We start from the raw sequence: 22,052 nt of genomic DNA on the forward strand, positions 1-22,052 counted from the left end.
CACCCCCAAAGCCTCTCACAGAACCGTACGTGAACCTCTCGATTCATACGGCTCTTGTTATCCAACCACTGCCCTTGATCCTGCCCAGTGCGCAAATAGATCCGGCCGTCGCCGACGCAGTCCATTCACTCTCCGGGCAGCCTGTAACAGACCTCTGAGTTTCCGATACTTCCCTAATGCCCACCGGCTCAACCTCAGATCGAAATGAAACAGCACATTCCGAATGTAACTGCGGCCAAACAGGCTATAGTACTGCATCCAGCCTCGGAGGCGGGACTGACAGAATCGAGCGAACTGCCCGAGTTCTTTCTGTCGCCACCATTTCCAGGGCCACTCGTTGATCTGCTTGCGGATCTCTTTCGCTGCACTCTGGCTGATGGCCGCCGTGAAGTAGACTTTCTTTTGTCCCAACCGGTTGCGGATCAGCCGCGGTCGGAAGGTGTAACCCAGAAAATCAAACGCGATCTCCGGGTAGTCCCGCCGGTTGTACTCGCTCTTACAATACACAATCTTTGTCTTGCGGGGATGGAGCGTCAAGCCACACGCTGTGAATCGTGCCTCAAGGACCGATTTCAGTGCTTGAGCTTCCCGTTCACTGGAACAATGGCATACGATATCGTCCGCATAGCGTTCGAACTGGATGCCACCCCAGCGCTTCTCCACCCAGCGATCAAAGACGTAGTGCAGGAACAGGTTTGCCAGTAAGGGACTGATCACACCGCCTTGCGGCGTGCCCCGATCGCGTTCCTCCACGGAACCATCCGCCAACTGAACCGGCGCGCTTAGCCAGCGCCGGATGTACAGCTTCTGCCAGTCCTCGGTCACATGACGATCCACGGCCTTAATTAATAGGTTGTGGTCGATGTTGTCGAAGAAGCCTTGAATGTCCATATCCAGCACCCAGGCTTTCTTCCAGCACCGGGCCTGAGTCTGTTTCAGCGCATCGTGCGCTGACTTTCCCGGGCGGTAGCCGTAAGAGTCCGGGTGGAAGTGTTGTTCCAGTTCCGGTTCAATCAGCAGCTTGACCACCATCTGCGCAATGCGGTCGGCAACCGTTGGGATGCCGAGACGACGGGTTGCCCCATCCGCCTTTTCGATCTCCACGCGCAAAACCGGTGGTGGATGATAGCTTCCTGAGGACAAACGGTTCCAAAGCTTGTAAAGGTTATTGCTGAGGTCACCATCAAAGTCTTCCAGACTCTGATGATCTACCCCGGCGCTACCTTTGTTGGCTCGAACCCGCTTGTAGGCCTGATAGACCAAGGCCTTCGGGATGGTAAATGGTTTTGCCTGACCCTGACGGCTCCTCCCGGAATTCGGTTGGCCATCTAGATCCGACGGGATAACTTGCCCCCTTCGCTCCACACCCATTACAGGTGTTTCCACACTACTACGGGCCAATCCGTCCCTGTGTCCTGCATCGGTACTCTCGCCTCGTGGGATCTCCACTTGTGCTTCTCCCTTAACATCAGGACGACAGGTTCTCATGTTCCATACTCAAGCCTGTACCCAGGTCATGCCGCCTCAAGACCGGCTGCCGCTGTGTCCGTTGTGCCAGCTCACGTCACAGCTCATCCCGGGGAGACGCTCGGTCCCCGGTTCTGACAACATCTGTCTACATTTCGACCCCTTATCGGCGGTTCACTTTCGTTCATCTCCTTGGGTACGTACCTGACCGCTCTTGACGGCCTTTTCCCATGTCGCTCACGACCCGCACTCTTAATGCAAGCCGCACAGGGCGGTTTGATCCCGGTGTCTGGTCACCGAGACCGAGGGGCCTTCCCTCATCTTGAGTACAGCAAGAAAGACTGAAGTCTTTCGTCATGACACACGAGCGTGGCGTAAAGTCAGTGATGATGCATCCCGGAATGGTCCATTGCCTTTTCTTTGCCGTCCAGGGGATGCACCTCCAGCTCTACGGCCATGCCCTCAGCACCGTCAAAAGCCAATTCCACAGGAATGAACTCACCCTCCGCCAATGGCTGGGTGAGCTGTTCCAACATCAGATGGTAGCTGTGAGGTTTCAACTCAACGGTCTCCCCGGCGGGAATCACCAGCCCGCCTTTGACAGGGCTCATGCGCATCACTCCGTCGTGCATGTGGGTTTCGTGGATCGACACGTTACCCGCCCGGGGTGATTGGGCACTGGTGAGGGTGACATCCTGATTGCCGTGATTACTAATGATCATGTAACCCACGCCCATGGGCGTGCCCGGGGGGGTTGGTCGGCTCCAGGGGTGCTCTATGTGAATGTCGCCCTGGCTGTAATCGTGAGCCAGGACAGGAGCAGCCAGTGTCGCGGCAGCCAACAGGAGGCCGACGTTGAATAAATGTGTGCGTTTCATGGGTACTAACTCTGTTGTTATGTGGTCTTGAAGTCTTTTCGAAGTAAGTGTTGCCATCACTTGCCGTGATGGCAAGTGTGTTTTAACCCGTTTTCATCAAATAGTGTTGGCTGGTCACGATGCGTTATTCAGGGCCTGGACCATCGCCCCCAGAAACCGCGAGGCTTCCCCGCCGGTTGCCGCCCGATGGTCGAAGGTAAGCGACAGCGGCAGGATGCGACGAATGGTCGCAGTGCCGTTATGTGGCACAACCTTATCCCGGATTCGCCCAGCCCCCACGATGGCCACTTGTGGCGGGCTGACAATAGGGTTGGCGTACTGGCCGGTCATGGTTCCGAAATTGGACAGGGTAATGGTGGCGCCCTGCATCTCTCTCGGCGGTATCTTGCGGGTGGCTACCGCCTCGCGCAGGTTCTCCAGGCCCTGGCGCAGGTCCTTCTGGCTACGATGGGTAATGTCCCGCAACACCGGCACAAACAGGCCGTCCGCAGTGTCTACGGCGATGCCCACATGCACCTCGTTCAGGAGTTGCCGGCTCAGGTTGTCGCCATCAAACCAGCAATTCAGTTCCGGCACAGCTTCGCAGGCCTTGCCGATGGCCTGCACCAGGCGCATGGTGATGTCGGTGCCCTTTTTCCAGTCACCGATATCCACGTCCTCAAAGATAGACACCGGCACTACCTGGGCGTGGGACAACGCCATGTTCTTGGCCATGGTGCGACGGGTGCCGCGCAGGGGGGCGGCGTCGCCCAGTTGTTTCTGGTGGCTGGCCTGTTTGTGCACGTCGTCAGTGGTGATCAGGCCACCCGGGCCGCTGCCCTTGATGGATTCCAGGCCAACCCCCAGTCGTTCTGCCAGTGCACGCACTCCGGGTGTGGCGCGATTGGCCCGGGCCCGCTTGCTGGAAGGGGCCGCACCGACGATAAACTGATCTTGCTGCGCGCCGTTGCCATCGCCTTTTCCGGATGATTTCAGTTCCCCCACCACAGTGCCTGTGTCGTCACCCTCTCCTTCAAAAGCCAGCAAGGGTTCGCCGGTGTGAATGATGTCCCCGGGCTCGCCATAAAGTTTGGCAATGGTACCGGCCTGGGGCGACGGCACTTCAACGATGGCTTTGGCGGTTTCGACGCTGACCAGTACCTGGTCCACATCCACCGTGTCACCCACCTTGATGTGCCATTCGACGATTTCGGCTTCGGGGAGGCCTTCGCCCAGGTCTGGGAGTTTGAAGTTTTTCATGGTTATCCTCCTAGAGCGCGATCACCTGTTCGACGGCTTTAACGATGTCTTCTACCTGGGGCAGGTAGTACTGCTCGTTTCGGTAGTAAGGCATGATGGTGTCGTAACCGGTGACTCGCACCACCGGGGCCTGAAGGTCCAGGAAGGCGCCTTCGGCGATTGAAGCCGCTACTTCGGCACCAACACCGCCGTTGCGGCAGGCTTCGTGAACGATCACCGCACGGCCGGTTTTGGCCACCGAGCACAGCAGGGTTTCCCGGTCCAGGGGGCTGACGGTGGCGACGTCGATCACCTCGCAGCTGACGCCCTGCTCCGCCAGCTTGTCGGCAGCAAGCAAGGTTTCCTGCACACAGGCGCCCCAGGTGATGAGGGTGACGTCATCGCCTTCGCGCAGGGTGAAGCAAGTATCCAACGGTAGCGCCTCACCGTTGTCCTCCACGCTCTGGGTCACTGCCCGGTAGATACGCTTGGGCTCCAGAAAGATCACCGGGTCCGGATTGCGGATGGCCGCCAGCAAAAGGCCATACGCCCGTTGCGGGGAACTTGGAATGACCACTCGCAGGCCGGGGATGTGGGCAAACAGGGCTTCGGTGCTTTCCGAATGATGCTCGGGGGCATGGATACCGCCACCGAACGGTGCCCGAAACACCAGTGGGCAATGCAGGCGGCCGCGGGTGCGATTACGCATGCGGGCGGCGTGGCTGACGATCTGCTCCATGCCAGCGTAGATAAAGCCCATAAACTGAAACTCCGCCACCGGCCTCAGACCCTGTGTGGCCATACCGATAGCCGTACCGGCAATCAGGTTTTCCGCCAGGGGTGTATCCATCACCCGCTTGAAGCCAAACGCTTCTTTCAGACCAACGGTGGCCCGGAACACGCCACCATTGGTGGCAATATCTTCGCCCAGCACCACCACGTTAGCATCATCTGCCATCGCCCGGTGCAAGGCCATATTGACGGCTTCCACCAGAGTGACATCTCTTGTATATCCAACAACCTGCGCCTTGCTCATACGTCACCTTCCCGGTATTTAGTGGCAATCTGCTCACGCTGTTGTTGCAGCGCGGCGGGGAGGGCTTCAAACAGATAATCCAGCATGACAGTGGGCGGCTCGGCCTCGGTGGCCAGGTAGGATTCAACGGCCTTTTCTACGGTTTGCTTGCACTCAGCCTGCAGGGCTTTTTCTTGATCCGGGCTCCACAAAGCGTTGTCATGCAACCAGTTTTGCAAGCGCTTGATGCCATCTTTTTCCCAGGCACGTTTGAGATCCTCCGCGGTTCGGTAGCGGGTAGCATCATCGGCGGTGGTGTGATCGCCCAGGCGATAGGTAACGGCTTCAATCACCGTCGCACCTTTGCCCGCATGGGCCCGCTCAATGGCAGCATCCATGGCTTCAACCGCCGCAAAATAGTCGTTACCATCGACAATGTGGCCCGGCAATCCGGCGCTGATGGCTTTCTGCGCAATGGTCTCCGCGCCGCTTTGCAGGCTACGCGGCGTGGAAATCGCCCATTGGTTATTGATCACTACAAATACAACGGGCAAATGCCAGGCACCGGCCAGATTAATGCTCTCCAGAAAGTCGCCTTTTGATGTGCCTCCATCACCAATACAACACACCACAGCCCGGCTCTGATCCCGGATCTTCATGGCCGCCGCCACGCCCATCGCATGACAACATTGGGTGGCAATCGGCACGGATATTGGTAGGTCTTCCGGGCAATTCTTCCAGGCGCTTCCACGCTCATCGCCACCCCAGTAAAGCAGCAATTCAGTCAGGCTCACGCCCCGCAAAATATGACTAGCCTGATCCCGGTAATAGGGCACGAACACGTCAGATTTCGCCATGCTCTGACCAATGGCTGTGCCCACCACCTCGTGCCCCAGCACAGACGGATAGGTACCGCATTTTCCAGTGCGTTGCAGCGCAATGGCTTTGGCATCGAAGGTGCGTGTCAGCACCATATTTCGATAGGCATCCAACACTCTGTCAATGTTCTCGGCCTGCGGTGGCAGTTCCGCAAGTGGTCTGCCGTGGTCATCCAGATAGCGGGTGCTATCCACATGGAATTCGTGGATTCGTCTCATTCCATCCTCCTGTCCCCCGGCCTCGGGATAAAAGCCTGGCTGCACAGACAACCTGCTTGTGGCGGGCAGCGGCAGCGTTGGGGTGGTTGGCACTCTGTTTAAGGTTTAGTCGAAGGTCCACGAATGATCAAAGGAACTTTACCGGCGGGCGCCTGACAATACGTTCACCCCCGGTTCTTGTTGGTCATGGTTTACTGAAGCTACAATCAACCAACAAGCCACGGGCAACAACGTCATCAGGAGATGAGTAATGAATGTCATGTCGGTACTGAATCAGATCATGGGTCAGGCTCAGGGTGGCCAATCCCAGAGCGGCGGCGGAATGGATGTAAAGGGCCTCATGGGAGGTTTAGGCAACCAGCTTTCTGGCAGCAAAGGTGGCAGCAGCGGGGTTGACGTGAAAAGCCTGTTGGGCGGCGGCGCCCTGGGCCTGATGCTGGGTTCTAAACGCGGCAGGAAAATGGGAGGCACTGCGCTCAAATACGGGGCCCTGGCTGGCGTTGGCGCGCTGGCTTACAAGGCTTACCAAAATTATCAGAACAACGCCCAGGGGGTACCGCAACAAGCGCCCACCCAACAAGGGCGACCTCTGGAACAGCTTCAAGGTGCTGACCAGGAGAGGCGAGGACTGGAAATACTCCAGGCCATGATCATGGCCGCCAGGGCCGATGGCCACATAGACGCCAATGAACGGGCTTTGCTCACTCAGGAAATCGAGAAATTAGGACCAGACGACGAATTACACGCCTGGATTCAGCAACAGTTTGACGGCCCCCTGGATGCGCAAGCCCTCGCCAGAAACTCCGATTCGCCACAAGCAAGCCGTGAAATCTATGTCGTCAGCGCGGTGATGATCAACGACCAGAACCCAATGGAGCGGGCCTGGCTTGACCAACTCGCCGCAGCCCTGAAGCTCGACCCCCGTCTGGCTAAGGAGCTGGAACAGCAGGTGCAGGCTTTAGAGGCCTAACTATCCGCGGTTAAAAGAGACAGGCTTAGGGAATCTGGGCAGAAGCCTGTTTCTACCCGATATCGAACACATCAAGTACTTGGCATATAACTTAGTCGTGCCAGTGTTCACCAGAATTCTTTCGGCTGAGCAACCAGTATGTGATACCCAGAGCCAGCGTGGTTGCGGCAATACCCAGCAGGTACATGGGAGTAAGCGTATCGAAATCCAGAACAATGACCTTCCGGGAAATCGCCATCAGTGCCGTAGCAACCACCAGCTGAACCGGGAACACATTGGTGCCCAAATAAAGCCGGATGTTGATGAAAATCTCCACCGCAATCAGCACCGCCATGAAGGCACCGAAGGTGAAGAAGATATCGTTGATATCCAACAGCAGAAAAGGTGGCGTCAGCAGGCGTTCGTAAATGATATACACTACATCACCCACGCCCCACAGGATTACCGCCACCATCAGCACCGCGAGCACCCTTATGGCAAAGCGAATAACCCGGTGCAGCCCCCGGAAGAAAGGGTCGGGGAAATCAATCGGCAGCTCCTGATGAAGTTCATGATTCCGGGCAGATTGCTCCGGCAAAACGTCCTTTTCTTTATCCACCATGGCACCGCTCCTGTGCTGCCGATGACGACGGGAATCAGGCTTTCTTCACAAACTCCGACTTGAGTTTTATAGCACCAACACCGTCAATCTTGCAATCAATATCGTGATCGCCATCCACCAGGCGAATGTTCTTGACCTTGGTGCCTACCTTAACCACCAGACTGGACCCCTTAACCTTCAAGTCCTTGATCACAGTGACCGTATCACCATCCTGAAGTTCATTACCGTTGGAATCCCGAACCACCTTACCGGCCTCGGCCTCAGCCTGTTCCGCCGCGGTCCACTCATGCCCGCACTCGGGGCAAACCAGCTGAACGCCATCTTCATAGGTGTATTCAGAATTGCATTGGGGGCATGGGGGCAATTGAGACATTATCATTTCCTGTTAATTAAATGAGCACAGAATTATACCACTACCGCCCGGGAGACACCCTCGCCAGAACCGTCGGATTCTCCGACAGCGGCAACGCCAGAATCACACCCTCATTGGAAGCCGGAAAAACCCCGGTCAGCGCCGTCACATTCACCTGATGCGACACCAAAATCACCGCCGCCCCCGGCTCAAGCTCATTCACCAACGCAATCGTTTGCCGCGTTTGGGTATCGCCATCACCTCGATTCCGAAAAAACGAATTCAACGCCGGCCACCCCGTCACCTCACCCATCTCCATTTCCCGAGCCGTATCCAGACACCGACACCACTGACTGGAAAACACCCTGGCCTCGGCAATACCCCGAGACTCCAGAAACGGCTTCCACGAACGCGCTTGCTCCCGCCCAACCGAATTGAGATTGCGCTGTGTGCTGCAATCCTCCAGGTCAAACCCGCCGGGATCGCCCGTGCCTGGCGCAAGAGCGTGTCGCATCATCAGAACCGCCCGGCCCTCCGCGAGGGCAGTCCAGGCTTCGCTCTCGGCTGCCTCTGATTGCAGAGACAACAACGATAAGAGCATTAACAATCCCAAAATCAGAACGTTCATCGCGTTCCCTCATCTTTCGATTTAATTGCCAAACCGCGGAGGCATCCGAGCTGTCAGATCGGTGTCATTGGGGGCCGCTTTCCAAAAATTTCGAAGGCCATGGATGGCCTGAGAGAAGCGCACATGGATGTGCTCGTAGCGGTTTTTGGAAAGCGGCACCCAATGACACAGGCACCGGAACCCTAGACGGCATAGAGACAAATACGCGGCCCAAAACTAACAAGCTCACCTGATGAACGGTTAAAATGCACCAACGACAAGCCAACAAAGGAACACCAAAATGCCAATCTGGGTCGACGCCGACGCCTGCCCCGTCCCCATCCGGGAAATTCTCTGCCGCGCCGCCACCCGCTGGCAAATCCAGACCACCTTCATCGCCAACCACGCCATCACCCTGCCGCCGAGCCCTTACATCAGCCGCCGCCAGGTACCCCAAGGCTTTGACGTCGCCGACAACGAAATCATGGACCAGATGACCAAAGGCGACCTGGTCATCACCCAGGATATCCCCCTGGCTGCTGAAGCCATCGAAAACGGCGCCGACGTTTTTAACCCCAGAGGCCAGGCCTTCACCAAGGAAAACATCCGCCAGCGCCTGGCCATGAGAAACTTCATGGAAGAGATGCGCAACGCCGGGCAAGTCACCGGCGGGCCCGCCCCCTTCGGCCAGGCAGACCGCAAAGAATTCGCCGATCAACTGGACCGCTGGCTGCAACGCAACGGCCGAAGGTGATAATGATTCTATTTTAACTCAGTCAAAAATCCGCTAACCTTCCCGCCTTCAGTGAGATCAGCCACGGCGAGAAGGAAGCGGAACATGGCCACAAGCAGCCAACACACCAGCAGCTTTGCGGCACTCGGCCGCCTGTTGCGTTATGCCCGGGGTTATCGTCGGCGGATCATCGCCGCCACCACCTGCTCCGTCATCAACAAACTGTTTGATATTGCCCCCGAAATCCTGATTGGCGTGGCCATCGATGTGGTTGTGAACCAGGAACAGAGCTTTGTCGCCCGGCTTGGGTTTGAGACCGCCCAGCAACAGATCACCATCCTGGCGGTACTGACCTTTTTCATCTGGGCGGGCGAATCCCTGTTCGAATACCTGTACCAGATCCTCTGGCGCAATCTGGCCCAACGCCTGCAGTCGGATCTTCGGCAAGACGCCTATGAGCACGCCCAGCGTCTGGATATGAGCTTCTTTGAAGCTCGAAGCTCCGGGCAGCTGGTTGCCACCATGAATGACGACGTTAACCAGCTTGAGCGTTTTCTCGATGGGGGTGCCAACGCCATGATTCAGGTGGTGGTCACTGTGGTCGCGGTGGGTGCCGTGTTCTTTGTGTTATCCCCGCTGATTGCCCTGCTGGCGTTTACACCGATCCCCCTGATTATCTGGGGCGCCTTCTATTTCCAGCGTAAAGCCGGGCCGCTGTACGCCGATGTGCGCGAGAAAGTTGGTGATTTGTCCAGCCGTCTTGCCAATAACCTCGGCGGTATTGCCACCATCAAAAGCTTTACCGCGGAACTGCGTGAAGCTCGCCGACTGAAACAGGCCAGCGAGGCCTATGTGGAGGCCAACCGACAAGCCATCCGTATCAGTTCAGCGTTCATACCCGTGATTCGCATGGCCATTCTCGCCGGATTTCTGGCGACCTTTACAGTCGGTGGCATGATGGCATTGAACGGCGACCTCAACGTCGGTGCCTACGGCGTGCTGGTATTCCTGACCCAACGCCTGCTCTGGCCCCTGACGGGCCTCGCTGAGGTTATTGACCTGTTCGAGCGCGCCATGGCCAGCACCCGACGAATTCTCGATCTGCTGGCAGAACCGGTCAACGTTCGGGACCAGGCTGGCAAAGACCTTGAACAACCGGTTCAGGGCAGCGTGGCGTTTGACCAGGTGGGCTTTCACTATGCCAGTAGCGGTGCTGGTGTTAACGACATCAGCCTGGAGGTACCCGCCGGCAATACCCTGGCCTTGGTGGGCGCAACCGGCTCTGGCAAATCAACCCTGATCAAACTGCTGTTGCGATTCTATGACCCCACCCACGGCGAGATCCGCCTGGATGGTCAGGCTATTCGGAACGTGAGCCTGAAATCCCTGCGGGACGCCATCGGTCTGGTCAGCCAGGATGTCTACCTGTTTGAAGGCAGCATTCGCGACAATCTGGCCTACGGTAAGCCCGACGCCACCGATGAAGAGATTATCGAAGCGGCCCGAACAGCAGAGGCCTGGTCGTTCATCAGCCAGTTACCCCAGGGCCTGGATACTCCGGTTGGCGAACGCGGGGTACGCCTCTCCGGCGGCCAGCGCCAAAGACTGTCTCTGGCCCGTGCGCTGCTGAAAGATCCTCCGGTTCTGGTACTCGATGAAGCCACCAGCGCCGTGGACAACGAAACCGAAGCGGCAATTCAGCGTTCGCTCCGGCGCATTGGCCACAACCGAACCGTGATCATGATCGCCCACCGATTGTCGACCATTGTTGACGCGGACAACATCGCGGTGATCGACGGAGGCCAGGTGGTCGAACAAGGCGACCACAAGACACTGCTGGCGCTAAACGGCGCCTACGCTGCGCAATGGCGCGTTCAAACCGGCCAGGTGAACAATGCTGACACCTGACATACATTGATAGTAATTCGCATTTAGATTATCCTGCCCACCAAAGCCAAGGGAGAGTCTGAATGCCAGCGTTTTTTGAAGTCGACCAACTGGCGGTTCGCCTGGGTGACACCGCCATATTGCACAATGTCAGCCTGGCGTTTCAGGAAGGCGAGGTAACGGCGCTGCTCGGCCATAACGGCTCGGGCAAATCCACCTTGTTGAAGACCCTGGCCCGGCAGATATCGCCCTCCCACGGCGAAGTCCTGCTCCATGGCCAGTCTTTCCGGGCTACAGGTGCCCGAGCATTCGCAAGAACCGTGGGCTACCTGCCACAACATCCCCCGGCAACCGACGGACTCACAGTGAGAGAGCTGGTCGCACTCGGACGCTATCCCTGGCGCGGCCCCCTCGGCCGTTACACTGCCGGCGACCAGACACTGATTGATCAGGCCATCCATGACACCGGCCTGGCACGATTCGCTGGCCGCGCGGTCGACACCCTGTCGGGTGGCGAGCGGCAACGGGCCTGGATAGCCATGTTGCTGGCCCAGCAAACCCGCTGCCTGCTGTTGGATGAACCCATTTCCGCCCTGGATGTGAAGCACCAGGTGGAGACCCTGCGCCTGGTCCACCGCCTTGCCGAGGAGCGGGAACTGACCGTCATTGTGGTATTACACGATGTGGATCTCGCGGCCAGATTCTGCGACCGCCTCGTAGCCCTGAAGGCCGGACAGGTTGTGGCGGATGGAACGCCCAATGAGATTATGGACAGCGGCGTACTGGAATCCATCTACGGCGTCGCCATGGGTGTAATGGAACGGGCGCCCGGCCAGTGGGTGTCTTATGTGCACTGAACAACGGGCTCACCGCCCACTGGCGTATCTCTGCTTACTTGCATTGATGATCAGCCAACCCGCGCACCCCGGAACCTGGAGCCACGAAAATGGCTCAATCACCCTGCCCCGGCCGCCTGAGCGCATCGTTGCCCTCAACTGGGCCGCAACCGAGGCGCTTTTGCTATTGGGGGTGACCCCGGTGGGCGTGGCAGACCGGGACGGCTATAGTGCCTGGGTCCAGGCCCCGGAATTACCCGGCGGCATTGCCAATGTTGGTACCCGGGTCGCTCCCAGCCTGGAAGCGATTGCCGAGCTGAAGCCAGACCTGATTGTCACCAGTGCCGAAATGGCGCCTGCGGCCGAATTACTGGAACGCATTGCCCCCACCTACGTCATCAGCGTCTACAAAGAGGGCTCCGCCCCCTTCGCCAAAGCCCGGGAAATGCTGACCACGCTTGGCGAGATGCTGAACCTCGAACACCAGGCCGAGGCTATCCTTATGGATATTGACCAAACTCTCGAGGAGCAACGCACCCGCCTGGCCGAGGCCGGCATGAATCAGCAGCCGGTGGCCCTGGTCAACTTTCTGGATGACCGACATGTTCGTATCTACGCGCACAACGGCCTATATCAGACCACCCTCAAAGCCTTGGGGCTGCGCAATGCATGGCCACACGAGGGTAACTATTGGGGGTTCTCTGTGGTTGGCCTGGAGGCCATTGCGCCCTACCACGACAGTCGTATCGTTGTCATTTCACCCACCCTGCCCGGGCTCTCGGATCACCTGGCAGGCAGTCCCTTCTGGACCTATCTGCCGCCCGTCAAGCGAAACCAGGTTTATCAAATTGAGCCGGTGTGGCCATTCGGCGGGGTGTACCCGGTAAAACGCCTGGCGATCTTGCTGGCTGATGCCCTGTTGGAGGGAGGCCGCAACAATGTTCGCTGACTCGGCACGCGTACCTGCAACCGCCCCGTCCCTCCCCAGAAGACTTCCGGTTGCCATTGCCCTGCTCTGGCTTGTCGCCCTGGCGGCCAGCTCCCTTCCCTGGCTGGGCCAGATGACACCAGGCGAGCTGTTCGCGGCGTTCTGGAGCTATACCGAAGATCATTACCCATCTGTGCTCGCTCACTACAGCTGGGCCCCCAGGGTCTCAATAGCCGTTCTGATCGGCTGCGGACTGGGCCTGGCAGGCGCTGTTACTCAGCAAATCCTTGGCAACCCCCTGGCCTCGCCCACCACGCTGGGCGTGGAAGCCGGCGGGCAGTTCGGGGTGACCATTGCCACCCTTTTTGTACCGGGTTTGCTGGCCTTCAGCCCCGATCTTGCCGCCGTGGCGGGTGGCCTTCTGGCCATTGGCCTGGTGATCGCGCTGACATGGCGCCTGGGCTTTTCACCGGTCACCGTCATTCTGGCGGGGCTGGTGATTACCTTCTTCCTCGGCGCCATGAACATGGCCTTTCTTCTGCTCAAAGGCGAATGGCTGGGCAACCTGTTTATCTGGGGTGCAGGCTCACTGGTCCAGAATAACTGGGAGCCCTTCCTGGAGTTGCTGCCGCGGGTACTGATTCTTGCGGTTGCCATGCTGATGTTGATGCGGCCACTGGCACTGCTGCAATTGGGGCAGGCTTCGGCTTCGGCACTCGGGGCCAAGGTTGCGCTGGTTCGGGGCGGCGCCCTGATTCTGGTAGTCCTGATGAGTTCCGTAGTGGTCAGCCGGGTAGGTGTGGTGGCATTCGTGGGGCTGGCCGCCCCGGTGCTGGCCAGGCTACTGGGCGCCCGCACGCTGGGTGAGAGACTGCTTTGGAGCACGGTCACCGGCGGCGGGCTCTTGCTGCTGGCAGACACCCTGGCGCACTGGGCAACAACTCTGGGTAACGGCTCCATTGTACCCACCGGCACCACCACCGCCCTGATCGGCGGCCCCATTATCCTGATGGCGTTGCAGGGCATTCGAAACACACACCATATGCCCGGCGCAGATTCGAGCCCGGCCGGGTTCATGCCCACCCGCAAGCCAACACTTCTGATCGCCGGCATTCTAATGGCGCTGCTGGTGCTGACCATCGCTGTGTCTATGGCCTGGTCGCCCGGCCTGAGTTCCTGGAACTGGACACCGGTTTCGAACTGGAGCGATGCCTGGGTGTGGCGTGGCCCCCGGCTGATGGCGGCCATTCTTGCCGGCATGGCTCTGGGCATGGCCGGCACCCTGATACAGCGCATGACCGGCAACCCCATGGGCAGCCCGGAATTACTGGGTATTAGCGGTGGTGCGGCTTTGGTGATGGTGGTCCTGGTGCTCACCGGCCTCGACATCGGCCGTGGCGGCCAACTGGTCGGAGCCACTGCGGGGGCCGCTGCTGCATTGGGCCTGTTGATTCTGCTGGCCCGCCGTCATCGCTTTGCCGGCAACCAACTGCTGTTGGGCGGGCTGGCGCTTTACGTTTTTATGGATGCCGGATTGAGGCTGGTAATGGCTTCCGGGGGAACCGTTGCGTCGCGATTGCTGAACTGGATGTACGGCTCCACCTGGCTGGTGTCTGAACCGGAAGCCATTGGTTTGCTGGCACTGGTGCTGGGGCTTGGAGCACTGCTTTTGCTGGTTATACGACCGCTTACCCTTTTGCCTCTGGGGGATTCGGCCGCATCATCACTGGGGCTGCCGGTTGCGCGGGCCCGGCTTCTGCTCCTGCTGATGGCTTCGGTACTCACTGCCGCCGCCACCGTGGTGATCGGCCCGCTGAGCTTTGTTGGGCTGATCGCACCCCATCTTGCCAGGGTGCTGGGCCAGCAAACGGTGGGGCGTCAGCTTGTGGTTGCGGCGCTGGCAGGCGGATTGCTGCTGGCCATCGCCGATTATCTGGCACGGGTCGTCGTGTTTCCCAACCAGTTGCCATCCGGGCTATTAGCGGCCCTGGTGGGCGGCCTGTACTTTCTCTGGGGATTGAGCCGCCATGGCCGTCACTAAGGTTTGTGGTGATCCCTGGCTGGCCAGTTATCGCCATCTGTTAACCGGACATGGCCTGAGCCCACAGAACACCCTGAACAGCGCACTGGCTCAAGACGCCGGGCTGCGCCCTGCGCTGTTTTCCCTGGCACAGGTTCTGGCTAAGCCGGAGCTGCTGGAAAATCAGCTGCTGGAGGATTATCCGGACGCGTGCCGCCCCAGGATGCACAAGGCCCGCGTGTCGGTGCTACACCAGAGCCTGGCTTTGCAGGTCATCGCCCCCCGGGTGCTACAGCTGTTCCGGGATGGAGTCTGCGCCCCCCTGAACCCCGATCGAATTTTCCTGTGCCCGCTGGAACTCGCTGACGCGCCGTCTCGCTGGGTTAACTTGAATGACGGCCAGACACCCCTGGCGCCCGAGGCATTTATTGAGATAACCGCTGATCAGATGCAGGCGTGGTATCCGGTCTTCCGGCAGTCTTTCGGGGTCAGTCCCGGCGCCTACTGGAGCAGTGTTGGCTTGGCACTGGGTGCACCATTTTCCGCGGTCTGGAATCAGGTGGACCCGGAAGCGCTCTGCGCCCTGGCCACCAGCTGGCTGGCCCGGTTTGAGTGTGAGGCAAACCGATACATCGACTGGATACCGGCTGAATTCAGCCAACAGCGCTGTGCACTGCCTCAACGGCGAGGCTGCTGCCTGAAGTACCTGTTACCGGACGGCGGATACTGTGGGACTTGCGGGATTTACCGTAAGCAGCGAATGAAAGAGGCAGAACTTGCGCCCTGCCCCCAATGTCATCAGTAAACCCAGGAAACGGTGATACTGGCATTAGCCGGCGCACCGTAAAAACCCTGGGCCGACGTGCCGAACTTCTTCAGGCTTTCGATGTATTTTTCATCGGTCACGTTGTTCACGTTCAGGGTTGCGTTCCAGTTGCGGGCGAAATCGTAACTGGCCATTAAATCGATGACCGCATAGCTGCCTTGTTCGGTCACTATCGTGGTACCGGCGTTTGGCCCGGTTGTGGCGACCCCTTGCTCCTGGCTGATCGCAGACTGCCAGCGCACTTTGCTGCCCAGTTGCAGACCTTCGATACCAGGCACTTTCCAGGTGCCCCGGAACTGAGCCAGGTGCTCAGGCACAAACGATTTTGCAGAGCGACCCTCGTTGTCTTCAATGTCCACATAGGTGTAGCCCGCAAAGAGCTGAACTCTGTCGGTCACGTCGCCCACAAACTCCAGCTCAACGCCCTGGCTCTTCAGGCCATCCACAGCACGGTAGTAGGCATCCTGTGTACCTTCGAAGGTACCCGCAGCCTCCGCCACGTTCTTCTGTTCAGTCTGGAACAGCGCCACAGTGGTGTTAACGCGATCATCGAGAAACTCACTTTTCAGGCCCAGTTCATAATTCACGCCATCAATGGGATCGAGCCTGCTGCGGTTAATATCCAACTCCGTTTGCGGCGTAAATATTTCGGTGTAGCTGGCATAGACCGAGTGGTTGCGGTTGAGGTCGAAGATCAGGCCAGCGTATGGGGTTTCAACGGCGTTGTACCGAGTCGTCTTGGTATTGCCGTAGCTGGTGCCCTTACTATCGATCCAGGTCATCCGGAGGCCGGTAATGGCGGTGAGCCGATCTGTCAAACTCCAGCGGGCAGCGGCATAGCCAGCGGTTTCGCGATCGGTCCAATCGGAACCATCAACGCCATTGGTGAAAGCAGGTTTGGGGTAATTACCGCCCCACTCATTCAAAGGCGGCAGCGGATCGCCAATACCCTGGCCGTAGCGTGATTCATCTACCGTCTCAGAGCGTGACCAGGTGGCCCCCAACACCAGCTCATGGGTGCGATTGCCAAGATTGAACGGTCCGATTGCAAAGGCATCAACCACCCATTGCTCGACATTCAGATCGTACTGGCTGGCATAGGCCATCAAGCCCTCACCGGTATCCGGGTCTGGAGTGCCGAACTGATAGAAAAGCTCAGAGTCACTGTCACTTTCCAACCGGGAAACCGTGCCTTGCGCCCTCCAGCCGTTTGCCAGCTGCTGCTGCAGCTCAACGAAACTGTTATGCAGGGTGTTATCCCAGTAGGACCAGTCTGAAGAGGTGCTGGTGGAGCGAGTAAACTCGGTAGCAGTGCCGTCGGTGAAAAACAGTGGCAGGGCGCCCCACAACGGGCTATCGGTGTCTGAAGTCTGAATCGCGTGGCCGGCGGTAAGCAGCGTCGTATCGGTCAGGTCCGCCTCAATTGCACCGTAGAACATCTTCTTCTCGTTGCTGTAGCGGTCCAGATAGGAATTCTTGTCCTCATAACCCGCTACGACTCGTCCGCGAACTTTACCGGAATCCGTTACGGCGCCGGCAACATCACCAACAATGCGTTTCTGATCCCACGAACCGCCGGTGACCCTGACAGATGCCTGAGTATCCTCTGTTGGGCGCTTACGTATGAAGTTAACCGTTGCTGCCGGACTGCCAGAGCCGGTCATCAGACCATTTGCGCCCCGAACCACTTCAACCCGGTCAAGGAATGCCGTATCCAGCTCGCCCTGGATATTGTCGTATACGGCTGGCATACCCACGCCATCATACTGAAAGTTATTGATGTCAAAACCGCGAGACGTGTAATAGGTTCGATCCGTCTCAACGGACTCCACGGTCACACCGGTGGTGCCCTCCAGTACATCGTTGACACTGTTCTGGGCAAAGTCGTCCATTTGCTCTCGGGTAATCACGGTAACAGCCTGAGGTGTCTCGCGGTGAGACAGCTCCATTTTCATGGACGTAGTCGTTGCACCGCTTAAGTAACTTCCCGTGGATTCAGTGGACAACACGCCCCGCTCTGCCGAAACATCAATTGCGTCCAATGTGGCGGGTTCGCCGGTTTGAGCCGCTGCTACAGCAGGAAAAGAGGCCAGACAAACGGCAGTCGCCAGTGCATTTCTGCGCAAAGCGGGCGTGGGGAATCGGGACATCAGAATCTCCGTAATTTTGTCGATGATAGGAGCCAAAAAACAGTCGACACATATTAATACGAATCATTCTAATTTTAAATACTAAAGTTGATCCATAATAATGCTCTTCCCCTATTACCAATAGTTAGTCACAGACCAACAGGGCCCTGCGACCTGCTATTCTTGACTAACAACAAGTACCAGACGTGCAGAAGAAACGGCTCAAGGGGAGAGTTCCATGTTTTACGGCAAACAACTTATCGTCATCAGCAGCTTGCTGCTTTCAACGGCAGTCGCCGCCCAGACATTCTCATCCGACAAAACCGAGTTCCGGATAGAAACCGTCGCCCAAGGCCTTGAGCACCCCTGGAGCCTGGCGTTCCTGCCCGACGGCACCATGCTGGTCACCGAACGTGAGGGTCGGCTTCGCCGTATTGAAAACGGCAATCTTGTACAAGAGCCGGTGAGGGGGCTGCCGGATCTGGTTGCCTCCGGCCAGGGCGGGCTTCTGGATGTGGTGCTGCATCCGCAATTCGAGAACAATCAGACCCTATTTCTGAGTTATGCCCACCGTAACAGCGACAGCATGACTACCCGGGTTGCCCGCGCCACCTACAACGGCGAAGCGCTTGGGAACGTAGAAGTGATTTTTGAAGCTCTACCCCGCTCCAGCAATGGCAGGCACTTTGCGGGCCGGATGGTTTTTGACCAGAGCGGTCATCTCTACGTGGCCATCGGTGACCGGGGTGAAATGGACAGGGCCCAGGACAATCGGGATGATGCCGGTGGTGTTCATCGCATTTCCACCAACGGTGACGCGATTGCAGACAACCCTTTTATGGATGATTCCCGCATCAACAACACCTTCTTTACGTACGGCAACCGAAACATTCAGGGCATGACCCTGCACCCGGACACCGGTGAAGTCTGGAGTCATGAACATGGCCCCCGGGGTGGTGACGAGATCAACATCATCAGGGCGGGGAATGACTACGGCTGGCCGAAGGTCACCTACGGCATCGACTACTCCGGCATCCCCATCTCAGACAAGACCACCATGGACGGTGTAACCGATCCACTGCACTACTGGGACCCGTCCATTGCCCCCTCTGGCATGGCCTTCTACACAGGAGACCTTTTCCCCGAATGGACAGGGGATGTGTTTGTCGGTGCCCTGAGAAGTCAAAAACTGGTTCGACTGACCATCAATGACGAAAAGGTGACAGAGGAAGAAGATCTTCTCACCGAACTTGGCGAGCGCATCCGGGATGTGCGCATGGGGCCGGATGGCGCCCTGTGGCTGCTGACCGATTCACGCCAGGGCAAGGTGTACCGGGTGGTGCCGGCCGAGTGATCAGTGCGGATCGTTGGTGCGTTCGGTTTTCTCGAACTGGGGCAGGTTGTCGGTGATATCAAACCAGTCAGACTTTGACCCCACGTAGACGTGCTGGGCCGCCTTTTTTCCCAGGGGTTCGTTGATCACGCCCACACGCAGTCTCAGGATACCGGGGATGGCGTCAACACGGCTGTATAGCTGACTGCCACAACGGGGGCAGAAAGCCCGGTATTTGCCGGGCCGGGATTCGAATTCACGCACTTGATCCTGTCCGGCAACATACCGGAAGCGCACCGTCTGAACCGGCACACTGGCTGAGAAAGCACTGCCGTGCGCCCGACGGCACTGGCTGCAATGGCACAGGGCAACCGGGCCAAGCGGGCCATCGTATTCAAACTGGATATCACCACAAAGGCATTGGCCGGTGTACATCACGCGCTCCCGATTCTGGCTCACAAACTATGGGCGCTGATCATACCGTGTCGGGCCCGGAATGCCACCCCGGGCCAGCCATTGCGTGACTCTCAGCCGCCGTACTGACTGTTCAGGTAAGCCATGATCCGGCCTGATTCAAACAGCTGCTGGCCAGTATTGGTGTCTTCCAGGTAAGGCACCTGAACACGGCCGTGTTGCTGAAAAAACGCATCCCGCTTGCCGCCCGGTATGGGCCTGTACTCGCCTGGCTTTAAACGTTGTTTGGCCGGGCCGATTTCGGTCCAGTGCTCCTTGCCCAGGTTATGCAGTGTGTAGGGAATCTCCAACTCGCACAATCTTTCCCGCACCAGACGCGAATACGGGCTACCCTCAAAGCTCCATAGGTGCAAGCCCTGTTCCGGACGGTTACCAGAGGTGGCGCGCAAGCCGCGCAGTTCACTGGCGGCCGATCCGATTGAATTTAAAGCTGGCTGCCAGGCTTTGGACTGATAGTAGCCGGGCACAGACCGACCGGCATACTGACTGAACAGGTACGCAACAATATCCTCAGATTCGTAGATCACCTTGTTGGTGTTGTGATCCACCAACAACGGGAACTGTTGCTTGCCACCCACGGCTTCGGCTTCCGGGCGGAACAAACGCCCGCCTTTGGGGCAGGGCCGTATTTCCACATCCAGGTGCAGCGCAGTCAGCACTTCCCGTACACGGCGGCAATAGGGGCAGGCTTCCATATCATACAGAATGATAGGTTTCTCCGGCTGCGGAATAGCCTTGATCACCAGGCATCCACGCCAGGCAGCGAAGGAAGAGGTCGCCACGGATTCCAGTACGTTCACCTGATGTCTGATCGCTTTGAGCATATTGTTCCCTTTGTTCGTTGTATTCGGTTCACGGGCTCTGGGGCGGCATTGTCTCACAATCGCTGTCTGCCCCATTGGCCTGGGTGTCAGCAAGGTCCGGTCAAAGCTAACCCCATGATTCTGAAAGGCACTTACGTGCTGTCACAAAAACTCAATATAAACAACGACTCTACTGCCATTTTTTAACGTCATGTATAGCTTTTCTGCATAGTACAAAACCACGGGATGAGCTATTGTACAAAGAGAACATAACAACGGGCTGGTGTGATGCTGATTCAGGGTTTGCAGGCGAGGACCTGCGCTTCAAGGTGTGTAACCTCACCCAAGCGGCTGGTATTGGCCATTGCGGCTGCCTGCACCATGGCAAGCACGCCGGCCCTGGCCCAGGAAAGCAATACCGCTGCCGCAGCCTTTGCGGAATCCCGTCTCTGGGCCAGTCAGATCAAAGACTACGCAAACAAGTCCCTGAATAGCGAGCAGGCCCTCAGTGTTGCAGCCATTCCCCTTAACGGGCCGGGCATTGAGCAGTATGTGAACGCTGACGAACTGATGAGCCCTGGCTCCATCATGAAACTGGTCACCACCTACGCCGCTCTGGAATTGTTGGGCCCGACTCATCACTGGAATACCGACTTCCTGACCGACGGTACCATGGTTGGCGATACCCTGCAGGGCAACCTGTATGTGCGTTTCGGTGGCGACCCCAAACTCACCTTTGAGCGACTTTGGGGTACCCTTCGGGAACTGCGCAGCATGGGTATTAACCGGATTGAAGGCGATCTGGTTCTGGATGGCAGTTATTTTCGGGTGGATGGTGGTTTCCCTGCCTTTGAAGACAACGGCAACAATCCCCACGCGCCGTTTCTGGTGGAGCCCTCCGCTTACCTGACCAACCTTAACCTGTTGTATTTTCAGGTGCGCGCAGATGAACGGGGTACCCAGGCCTGGGCTACGCCCGATCTTGGTGAAGTCACCATTGATAACCGGGTAACCGCCCTGCCGGAAGGCCCCTGCCCCGCTCGCAGCCGCTTTGACTGGAAACCGGTGTTCCATAACGATCACAGGGTAACCGTTCAGGTTACCGGCGAACTTCCGCAGGGTTGCCGGACCACAACCTATCTGTCTTTGCTGCCCCATGAGCGCTATTCCGCCTCCCTGATCCGTTCCGTGCTGTCTGAAATGGGCGTGATTGTCAGTGGCGGCGATCGCTTCGAGACTACACCGGATGAAGCACGCCTGGTTATGCGCACCACCTCACCAGACCTCGTAACCATGGTGCGGGACATCAACAAGTGGAGCAGTAACGTCATGGCCCGGCAAATGCTGCTGACCATTGGCGCCGAATTTCGCAAGGATGATGAACAGGATGACCGGGTGGCGGGCATCCGCGCCATATATGACTGGCTGGAAGGGCTTGGCATCAATACGGCGGGCATGGTGATTGATAATGGCGCAGGACTGACACGCCACGGCCGGATTACCGCGCGCCAGGGCGCCCAGATTTTGCAGCACGCCTGGAACAGTCCCTATTCTTCAGACTTGATGGCCTCCATGCCGATCATTGCGATGGATGGCACCATGTCCCGGCGCCTGAGAAATACCGGCATGGACGGCCAGGGCCGGATCAAAACCGGCTACCTTGAGCATGTGCGCTCCATCGCCGGCTTTACTCGTGATGACAGGAACACCACCTGGGCCATCGTCGGCATGGTCAATAACAACCCGGCATGGAATGGCCAGGCGGTGCTGGATCGCGTGCTTTACTCCCTGCATTTCCGGCCACCGGTCGGAACGTCCCTGTCCCAGTCACCGGCTGATGGCTCGGGGCCTTCCATCCAGTAAGGCCCCGCCAGTAAA

20 protein-coding genes are annotated in these 22,052 nt (G+C 58.1%); 9 read left to right on the top strand and 11 right to left on the bottom strand.

Features of this window, described 5'->3' with window-relative positions; all coding sequences use genetic code 11:
* Nucleotides 1–57 precede the first annotated feature (57 nt).
* From ltrA to pdhA, 5 genes are all read right to left on the bottom strand, one after another.
* Nucleotides 58–1,386, bottom strand: a complete 1,329-nt coding sequence (gene ltrA, locus ACZ5Q2_RS17815) for a group II intron reverse transcriptase/maturase (RefSeq protein ID WP_230716002.1) — start codon at nt 1,384–1,386, stop codon at nt 58–60.
* A 461-nt stretch (nt 1,387–1,847) separates the two neighbouring features.
* Nucleotides 1,848–2,345, bottom strand: coding sequence for a copper chaperone PCu(A)C (locus ACZ5Q2_RS17820; protein ID WP_061333345.1), 498 nt, complete (start codon nt 2,343–2,345; stop codon nt 1,848–1,850).
* A gap of 114 nt (nt 2,346–2,459) precedes the next feature.
* Nucleotides 2,460–3,584, bottom strand: coding sequence for a dihydrolipoamide acetyltransferase family protein (locus tag ACZ5Q2_RS17825; RefSeq protein ID WP_061333346.1), 1,125 nt, complete (start codon nt 3,582–3,584; stop codon nt 2,460–2,462).
* Between the two features lie 10 nt (nt 3,585–3,594).
* The gene (locus ACZ5Q2_RS17830) at nt 3,595–4,599 is read right to left on the bottom strand and encodes an alpha-ketoacid dehydrogenase subunit beta (RefSeq protein ID WP_061333347.1); all 1,005 of its coding nucleotides are present in this window, start codon (nt 4,597–4,599) and stop codon (nt 3,595–3,597) included.
* The gene (gene pdhA, locus ACZ5Q2_RS17835; RefSeq protein WP_061333348.1) at nt 4,596–5,675 is read right to left on the bottom strand and encodes a pyruvate dehydrogenase (acetyl-transferring) E1 component subunit alpha; all 1,080 of its coding nucleotides are present in this window, start codon (nt 5,673–5,675) and stop codon (nt 4,596–4,598) included. Before pdhA ends, ACZ5Q2_RS17830 begins: the two co-directional genes overlap by 4 nt.
* A gap of 250 nt (nt 5,676–5,925) precedes the next feature.
* Here pdhA and ACZ5Q2_RS17840 point away from each other — a divergent pair, with 250 nt between their 5' ends.
* Nucleotides 5,926–6,645 carry a tellurite resistance TerB family protein gene (locus ACZ5Q2_RS17840; protein ID WP_061333349.1) on the top strand — a complete coding sequence of 240 codons (720 nt, stop codon included), beginning with the start codon at nt 5,926–5,928 and terminating at the stop codon, nt 6,643–6,645.
* A gap of 91 nt (nt 6,646–6,736) precedes the next feature.
* Here ACZ5Q2_RS17840 and ACZ5Q2_RS17845 read toward each other — a convergent pair whose 3' ends face one another.
* From ACZ5Q2_RS17845 to ACZ5Q2_RS17855, 3 genes are read right to left on the bottom strand one after another with little or no spacing between them, the layout of a single operon-like run.
* Complete coding sequence (locus tag ACZ5Q2_RS17845; RefSeq protein ID WP_061333350.1) at nt 6,737–7,246, bottom strand: phosphate-starvation-inducible PsiE family protein; 510 nt, start codon at nt 7,244–7,246, stop codon at nt 6,737–6,739.
* Between the two features lie 34 nt (nt 7,247–7,280).
* Entirely contained in the window at nt 7,281–7,619 is a 339-nt protein-coding gene (locus ACZ5Q2_RS17850) for a zinc ribbon domain-containing protein YjdM (RefSeq protein ID WP_061333351.1), read from the bottom strand.
* A 40-nt stretch (nt 7,620–7,659) separates the two neighbouring features.
* On the bottom strand, nt 7,660–8,199 hold the full coding sequence (locus ACZ5Q2_RS17855) for a histidine phosphatase family protein (protein WP_374787271.1): 540 nt from the start codon (nt 8,197–8,199) through the stop codon (nt 7,660–7,662).
* A 307-nt stretch (nt 8,200–8,506) separates the two neighbouring features.
* On the opposite strand from ACZ5Q2_RS17855, the gene ACZ5Q2_RS17860 reads away from it, so the two are divergent.
* From ACZ5Q2_RS17860 to ACZ5Q2_RS17885, 6 genes are all read left to right on the top strand, one after another.
* Nucleotides 8,507–8,959 carry a YaiI/YqxD family protein gene (locus ACZ5Q2_RS17860; RefSeq protein ID WP_061333353.1) on the top strand — a complete coding sequence of 151 codons (453 nt, stop codon included), beginning with the start codon at nt 8,507–8,509 and terminating at the stop codon, nt 8,957–8,959.
* 84 nt (nt 8,960–9,043) lie between these two features.
* A complete protein-coding gene (locus ACZ5Q2_RS17865; protein ID WP_061333354.1) occupies nt 9,044–10,846 on the top strand; it encodes an ABC transporter ATP-binding protein in 1,803 nt (600 codons plus the stop codon).
* A 62-nt stretch (nt 10,847–10,908) separates the two neighbouring features.
* Nucleotides 10,909–11,682 (top strand): ABC transporter ATP-binding protein, encoded by a 774-nt coding sequence (locus ACZ5Q2_RS17870; RefSeq protein ID WP_061333355.1) that lies wholly within the window; start codon nt 10,909–10,911, stop codon nt 11,680–11,682.
* A complete protein-coding gene (locus ACZ5Q2_RS17875; RefSeq protein ID WP_082780628.1) occupies nt 11,672–12,610 on the top strand; it encodes an iron-siderophore ABC transporter substrate-binding protein in 939 nt (312 codons plus the stop codon). The genes ACZ5Q2_RS17870 and ACZ5Q2_RS17875 overlap by 11 nt, the downstream gene beginning before the upstream one ends.
* The gene (gene fhuB, locus ACZ5Q2_RS17880) at nt 12,600–14,630 is read left to right on the top strand and encodes a Fe(3+)-hydroxamate ABC transporter permease FhuB (RefSeq protein ID WP_061333357.1); all 2,031 of its coding nucleotides are present in this window, start codon (nt 12,600–12,602) and stop codon (nt 14,628–14,630) included. Before ACZ5Q2_RS17875 ends, fhuB begins: the two co-directional genes overlap by 11 nt.
* Nucleotides 14,617–15,414, top strand: a complete 798-nt coding sequence (locus ACZ5Q2_RS17885) for a (2Fe-2S)-binding protein (protein ID WP_061333358.1) — start codon at nt 14,617–14,619, stop codon at nt 15,412–15,414. The genes fhuB and ACZ5Q2_RS17885 overlap by 14 nt, the downstream gene beginning before the upstream one ends.
* On the opposite strand, the gene ACZ5Q2_RS17890 is transcribed toward ACZ5Q2_RS17885, so the two are convergent.
* Entirely contained in the window at nt 15,408–17,390 is a 1,983-nt protein-coding gene (locus ACZ5Q2_RS17890; protein ID WP_227510260.1) for a TonB-dependent siderophore receptor, read from the bottom strand. The two genes, ACZ5Q2_RS17885 and ACZ5Q2_RS17890, sit on opposite strands and share 7 nt — an antisense overlap.
* Nucleotides 17,391–17,802: 412 nt before the next feature.
* On the opposite strand from ACZ5Q2_RS17890, the gene ACZ5Q2_RS17895 reads away from it, so the two are divergent.
* Nucleotides 17,803–18,918: a PQQ-dependent sugar dehydrogenase gene (locus ACZ5Q2_RS17895; RefSeq protein WP_061333360.1), complete on the top strand. Its 1,116-nt coding sequence runs from the start codon at nt 17,803–17,805 to the stop codon at nt 18,916–18,918.
* On the opposite strand, the gene ACZ5Q2_RS17900 is transcribed toward ACZ5Q2_RS17895, so the two are convergent.
* Both ACZ5Q2_RS17900 and ACZ5Q2_RS17905 read right to left on the bottom strand, forming a co-directional pair.
* Complete coding sequence (locus tag ACZ5Q2_RS17900; RefSeq protein WP_061333361.1) at nt 18,919–19,332, bottom strand: GFA family protein; 414 nt, start codon at nt 19,330–19,332, stop codon at nt 18,919–18,921. It abuts the gene before it with no gap.
* 92 nt (nt 19,333–19,424) lie between these two features.
* Complete coding sequence (locus ACZ5Q2_RS17905; RefSeq protein ID WP_061333362.1) at nt 19,425–20,195, bottom strand: glutathione S-transferase N-terminal domain-containing protein; 771 nt, start codon at nt 20,193–20,195, stop codon at nt 19,425–19,427.
* A gap of 267 nt (nt 20,196–20,462) precedes the next feature.
* Here ACZ5Q2_RS17905 and dacB point away from each other — a divergent pair, with 267 nt between their 5' ends.
* A complete protein-coding gene (gene dacB / locus ACZ5Q2_RS17910) occupies nt 20,463–22,037 on the top strand; it encodes a D-alanyl-D-alanine carboxypeptidase/D-alanyl-D-alanine endopeptidase (RefSeq protein ID WP_061333363.1) in 1,575 nt (524 codons plus the stop codon).
* Nucleotides 22,038–22,052: the final 15 nt, after the last annotated feature.

This window comes from Marinobacter alkaliphilus, from assembly GCF_055394375.1.

Coding starts and splice junctions, on each gene's coding strand:
- ACZ5Q2_RS17820 (WP_061333345.1), bottom strand. CDS start 2,345: ATGAAACGCACACATTTATTCAACGTCGGCCTCCTGTTGGCTGCCGCG.
- ACZ5Q2_RS17825 (WP_061333346.1), bottom strand. CDS start 3,584: ATGAAAAACTTCAAACTCCCAGACCTGGGCGAAGGCCTCCCCGAAGCC.
- ACZ5Q2_RS17830 (WP_061333347.1), bottom strand. CDS start 4,599: ATGAGCAAGGCGCAGGTTGTTGGATATACAAGAGATGTCACTCTGGTG.
- pdhA (WP_061333348.1), bottom strand. CDS start 5,675: ATGAGACGAATCCACGAATTCCATGTGGATAGCACCCGCTATCTGGAT.
- ACZ5Q2_RS17840 (WP_061333349.1), top strand. CDS start 5,926: ATGAATGTCATGTCGGTACTGAATCAGATCATGGGTCAGGCTCAGGGT.
- ACZ5Q2_RS17845 (WP_061333350.1), bottom strand. CDS start 7,246: ATGGTGGATAAAGAAAAGGACGTTTTGCCGGAGCAATCTGCCCGGAAT.
- ACZ5Q2_RS17850 (WP_061333351.1), bottom strand. CDS start 7,619: ATGTCTCAATTGCCCCCATGCCCCCAATGCAATTCTGAATACACCTAT.
- ACZ5Q2_RS17855 (WP_374787271.1), bottom strand. CDS start 8,199: ATGCTCTTATCGTTGTTGTCTCTGCAATCAGAGGCAGCCGAGAGCGAA.
- ACZ5Q2_RS17860 (WP_061333353.1), top strand. CDS start 8,507: ATGCCAATCTGGGTCGACGCCGACGCCTGCCCCGTCCCCATCCGGGAA.
- ACZ5Q2_RS17865 (WP_061333354.1), top strand. CDS start 9,044: ATGGCCACAAGCAGCCAACACACCAGCAGCTTTGCGGCACTCGGCCGC.
- ACZ5Q2_RS17870 (WP_061333355.1), top strand. CDS start 10,909: ATGCCAGCGTTTTTTGAAGTCGACCAACTGGCGGTTCGCCTGGGTGAC.
- ACZ5Q2_RS17875 (WP_082780628.1), top strand. CDS start 11,672: ATGTGCACTGAACAACGGGCTCACCGCCCACTGGCGTATCTCTGCTTA.
- fhuB (WP_061333357.1), top strand. CDS start 12,600: ATGTTCGCTGACTCGGCACGCGTACCTGCAACCGCCCCGTCCCTCCCC.
- ACZ5Q2_RS17885 (WP_061333358.1), top strand. CDS start 14,617: ATGGCCGTCACTAAGGTTTGTGGTGATCCCTGGCTGGCCAGTTATCGC.
- ACZ5Q2_RS17890 (WP_227510260.1), bottom strand. CDS start 17,390: ATGAAAATGGAGCTGTCTCACCGCGAGACACCTCAGGCTGTTACCGTG.
- ACZ5Q2_RS17895 (WP_061333360.1), top strand. CDS start 17,803: ATGTTTTACGGCAAACAACTTATCGTCATCAGCAGCTTGCTGCTTTCA.
- ACZ5Q2_RS17900 (WP_061333361.1), bottom strand. CDS start 19,332: ATGTACACCGGCCAATGCCTTTGTGGTGATATCCAGTTTGAATACGAT.
- ACZ5Q2_RS17905 (WP_061333362.1), bottom strand. CDS start 20,195: ATGCTCAAAGCGATCAGACATCAGGTGAACGTACTGGAATCCGTGGCG.
- dacB (WP_061333363.1), top strand. CDS start 20,463: ATGCTGATTCAGGGTTTGCAGGCGAGGACCTGCGCTTCAAGGTGTGTA.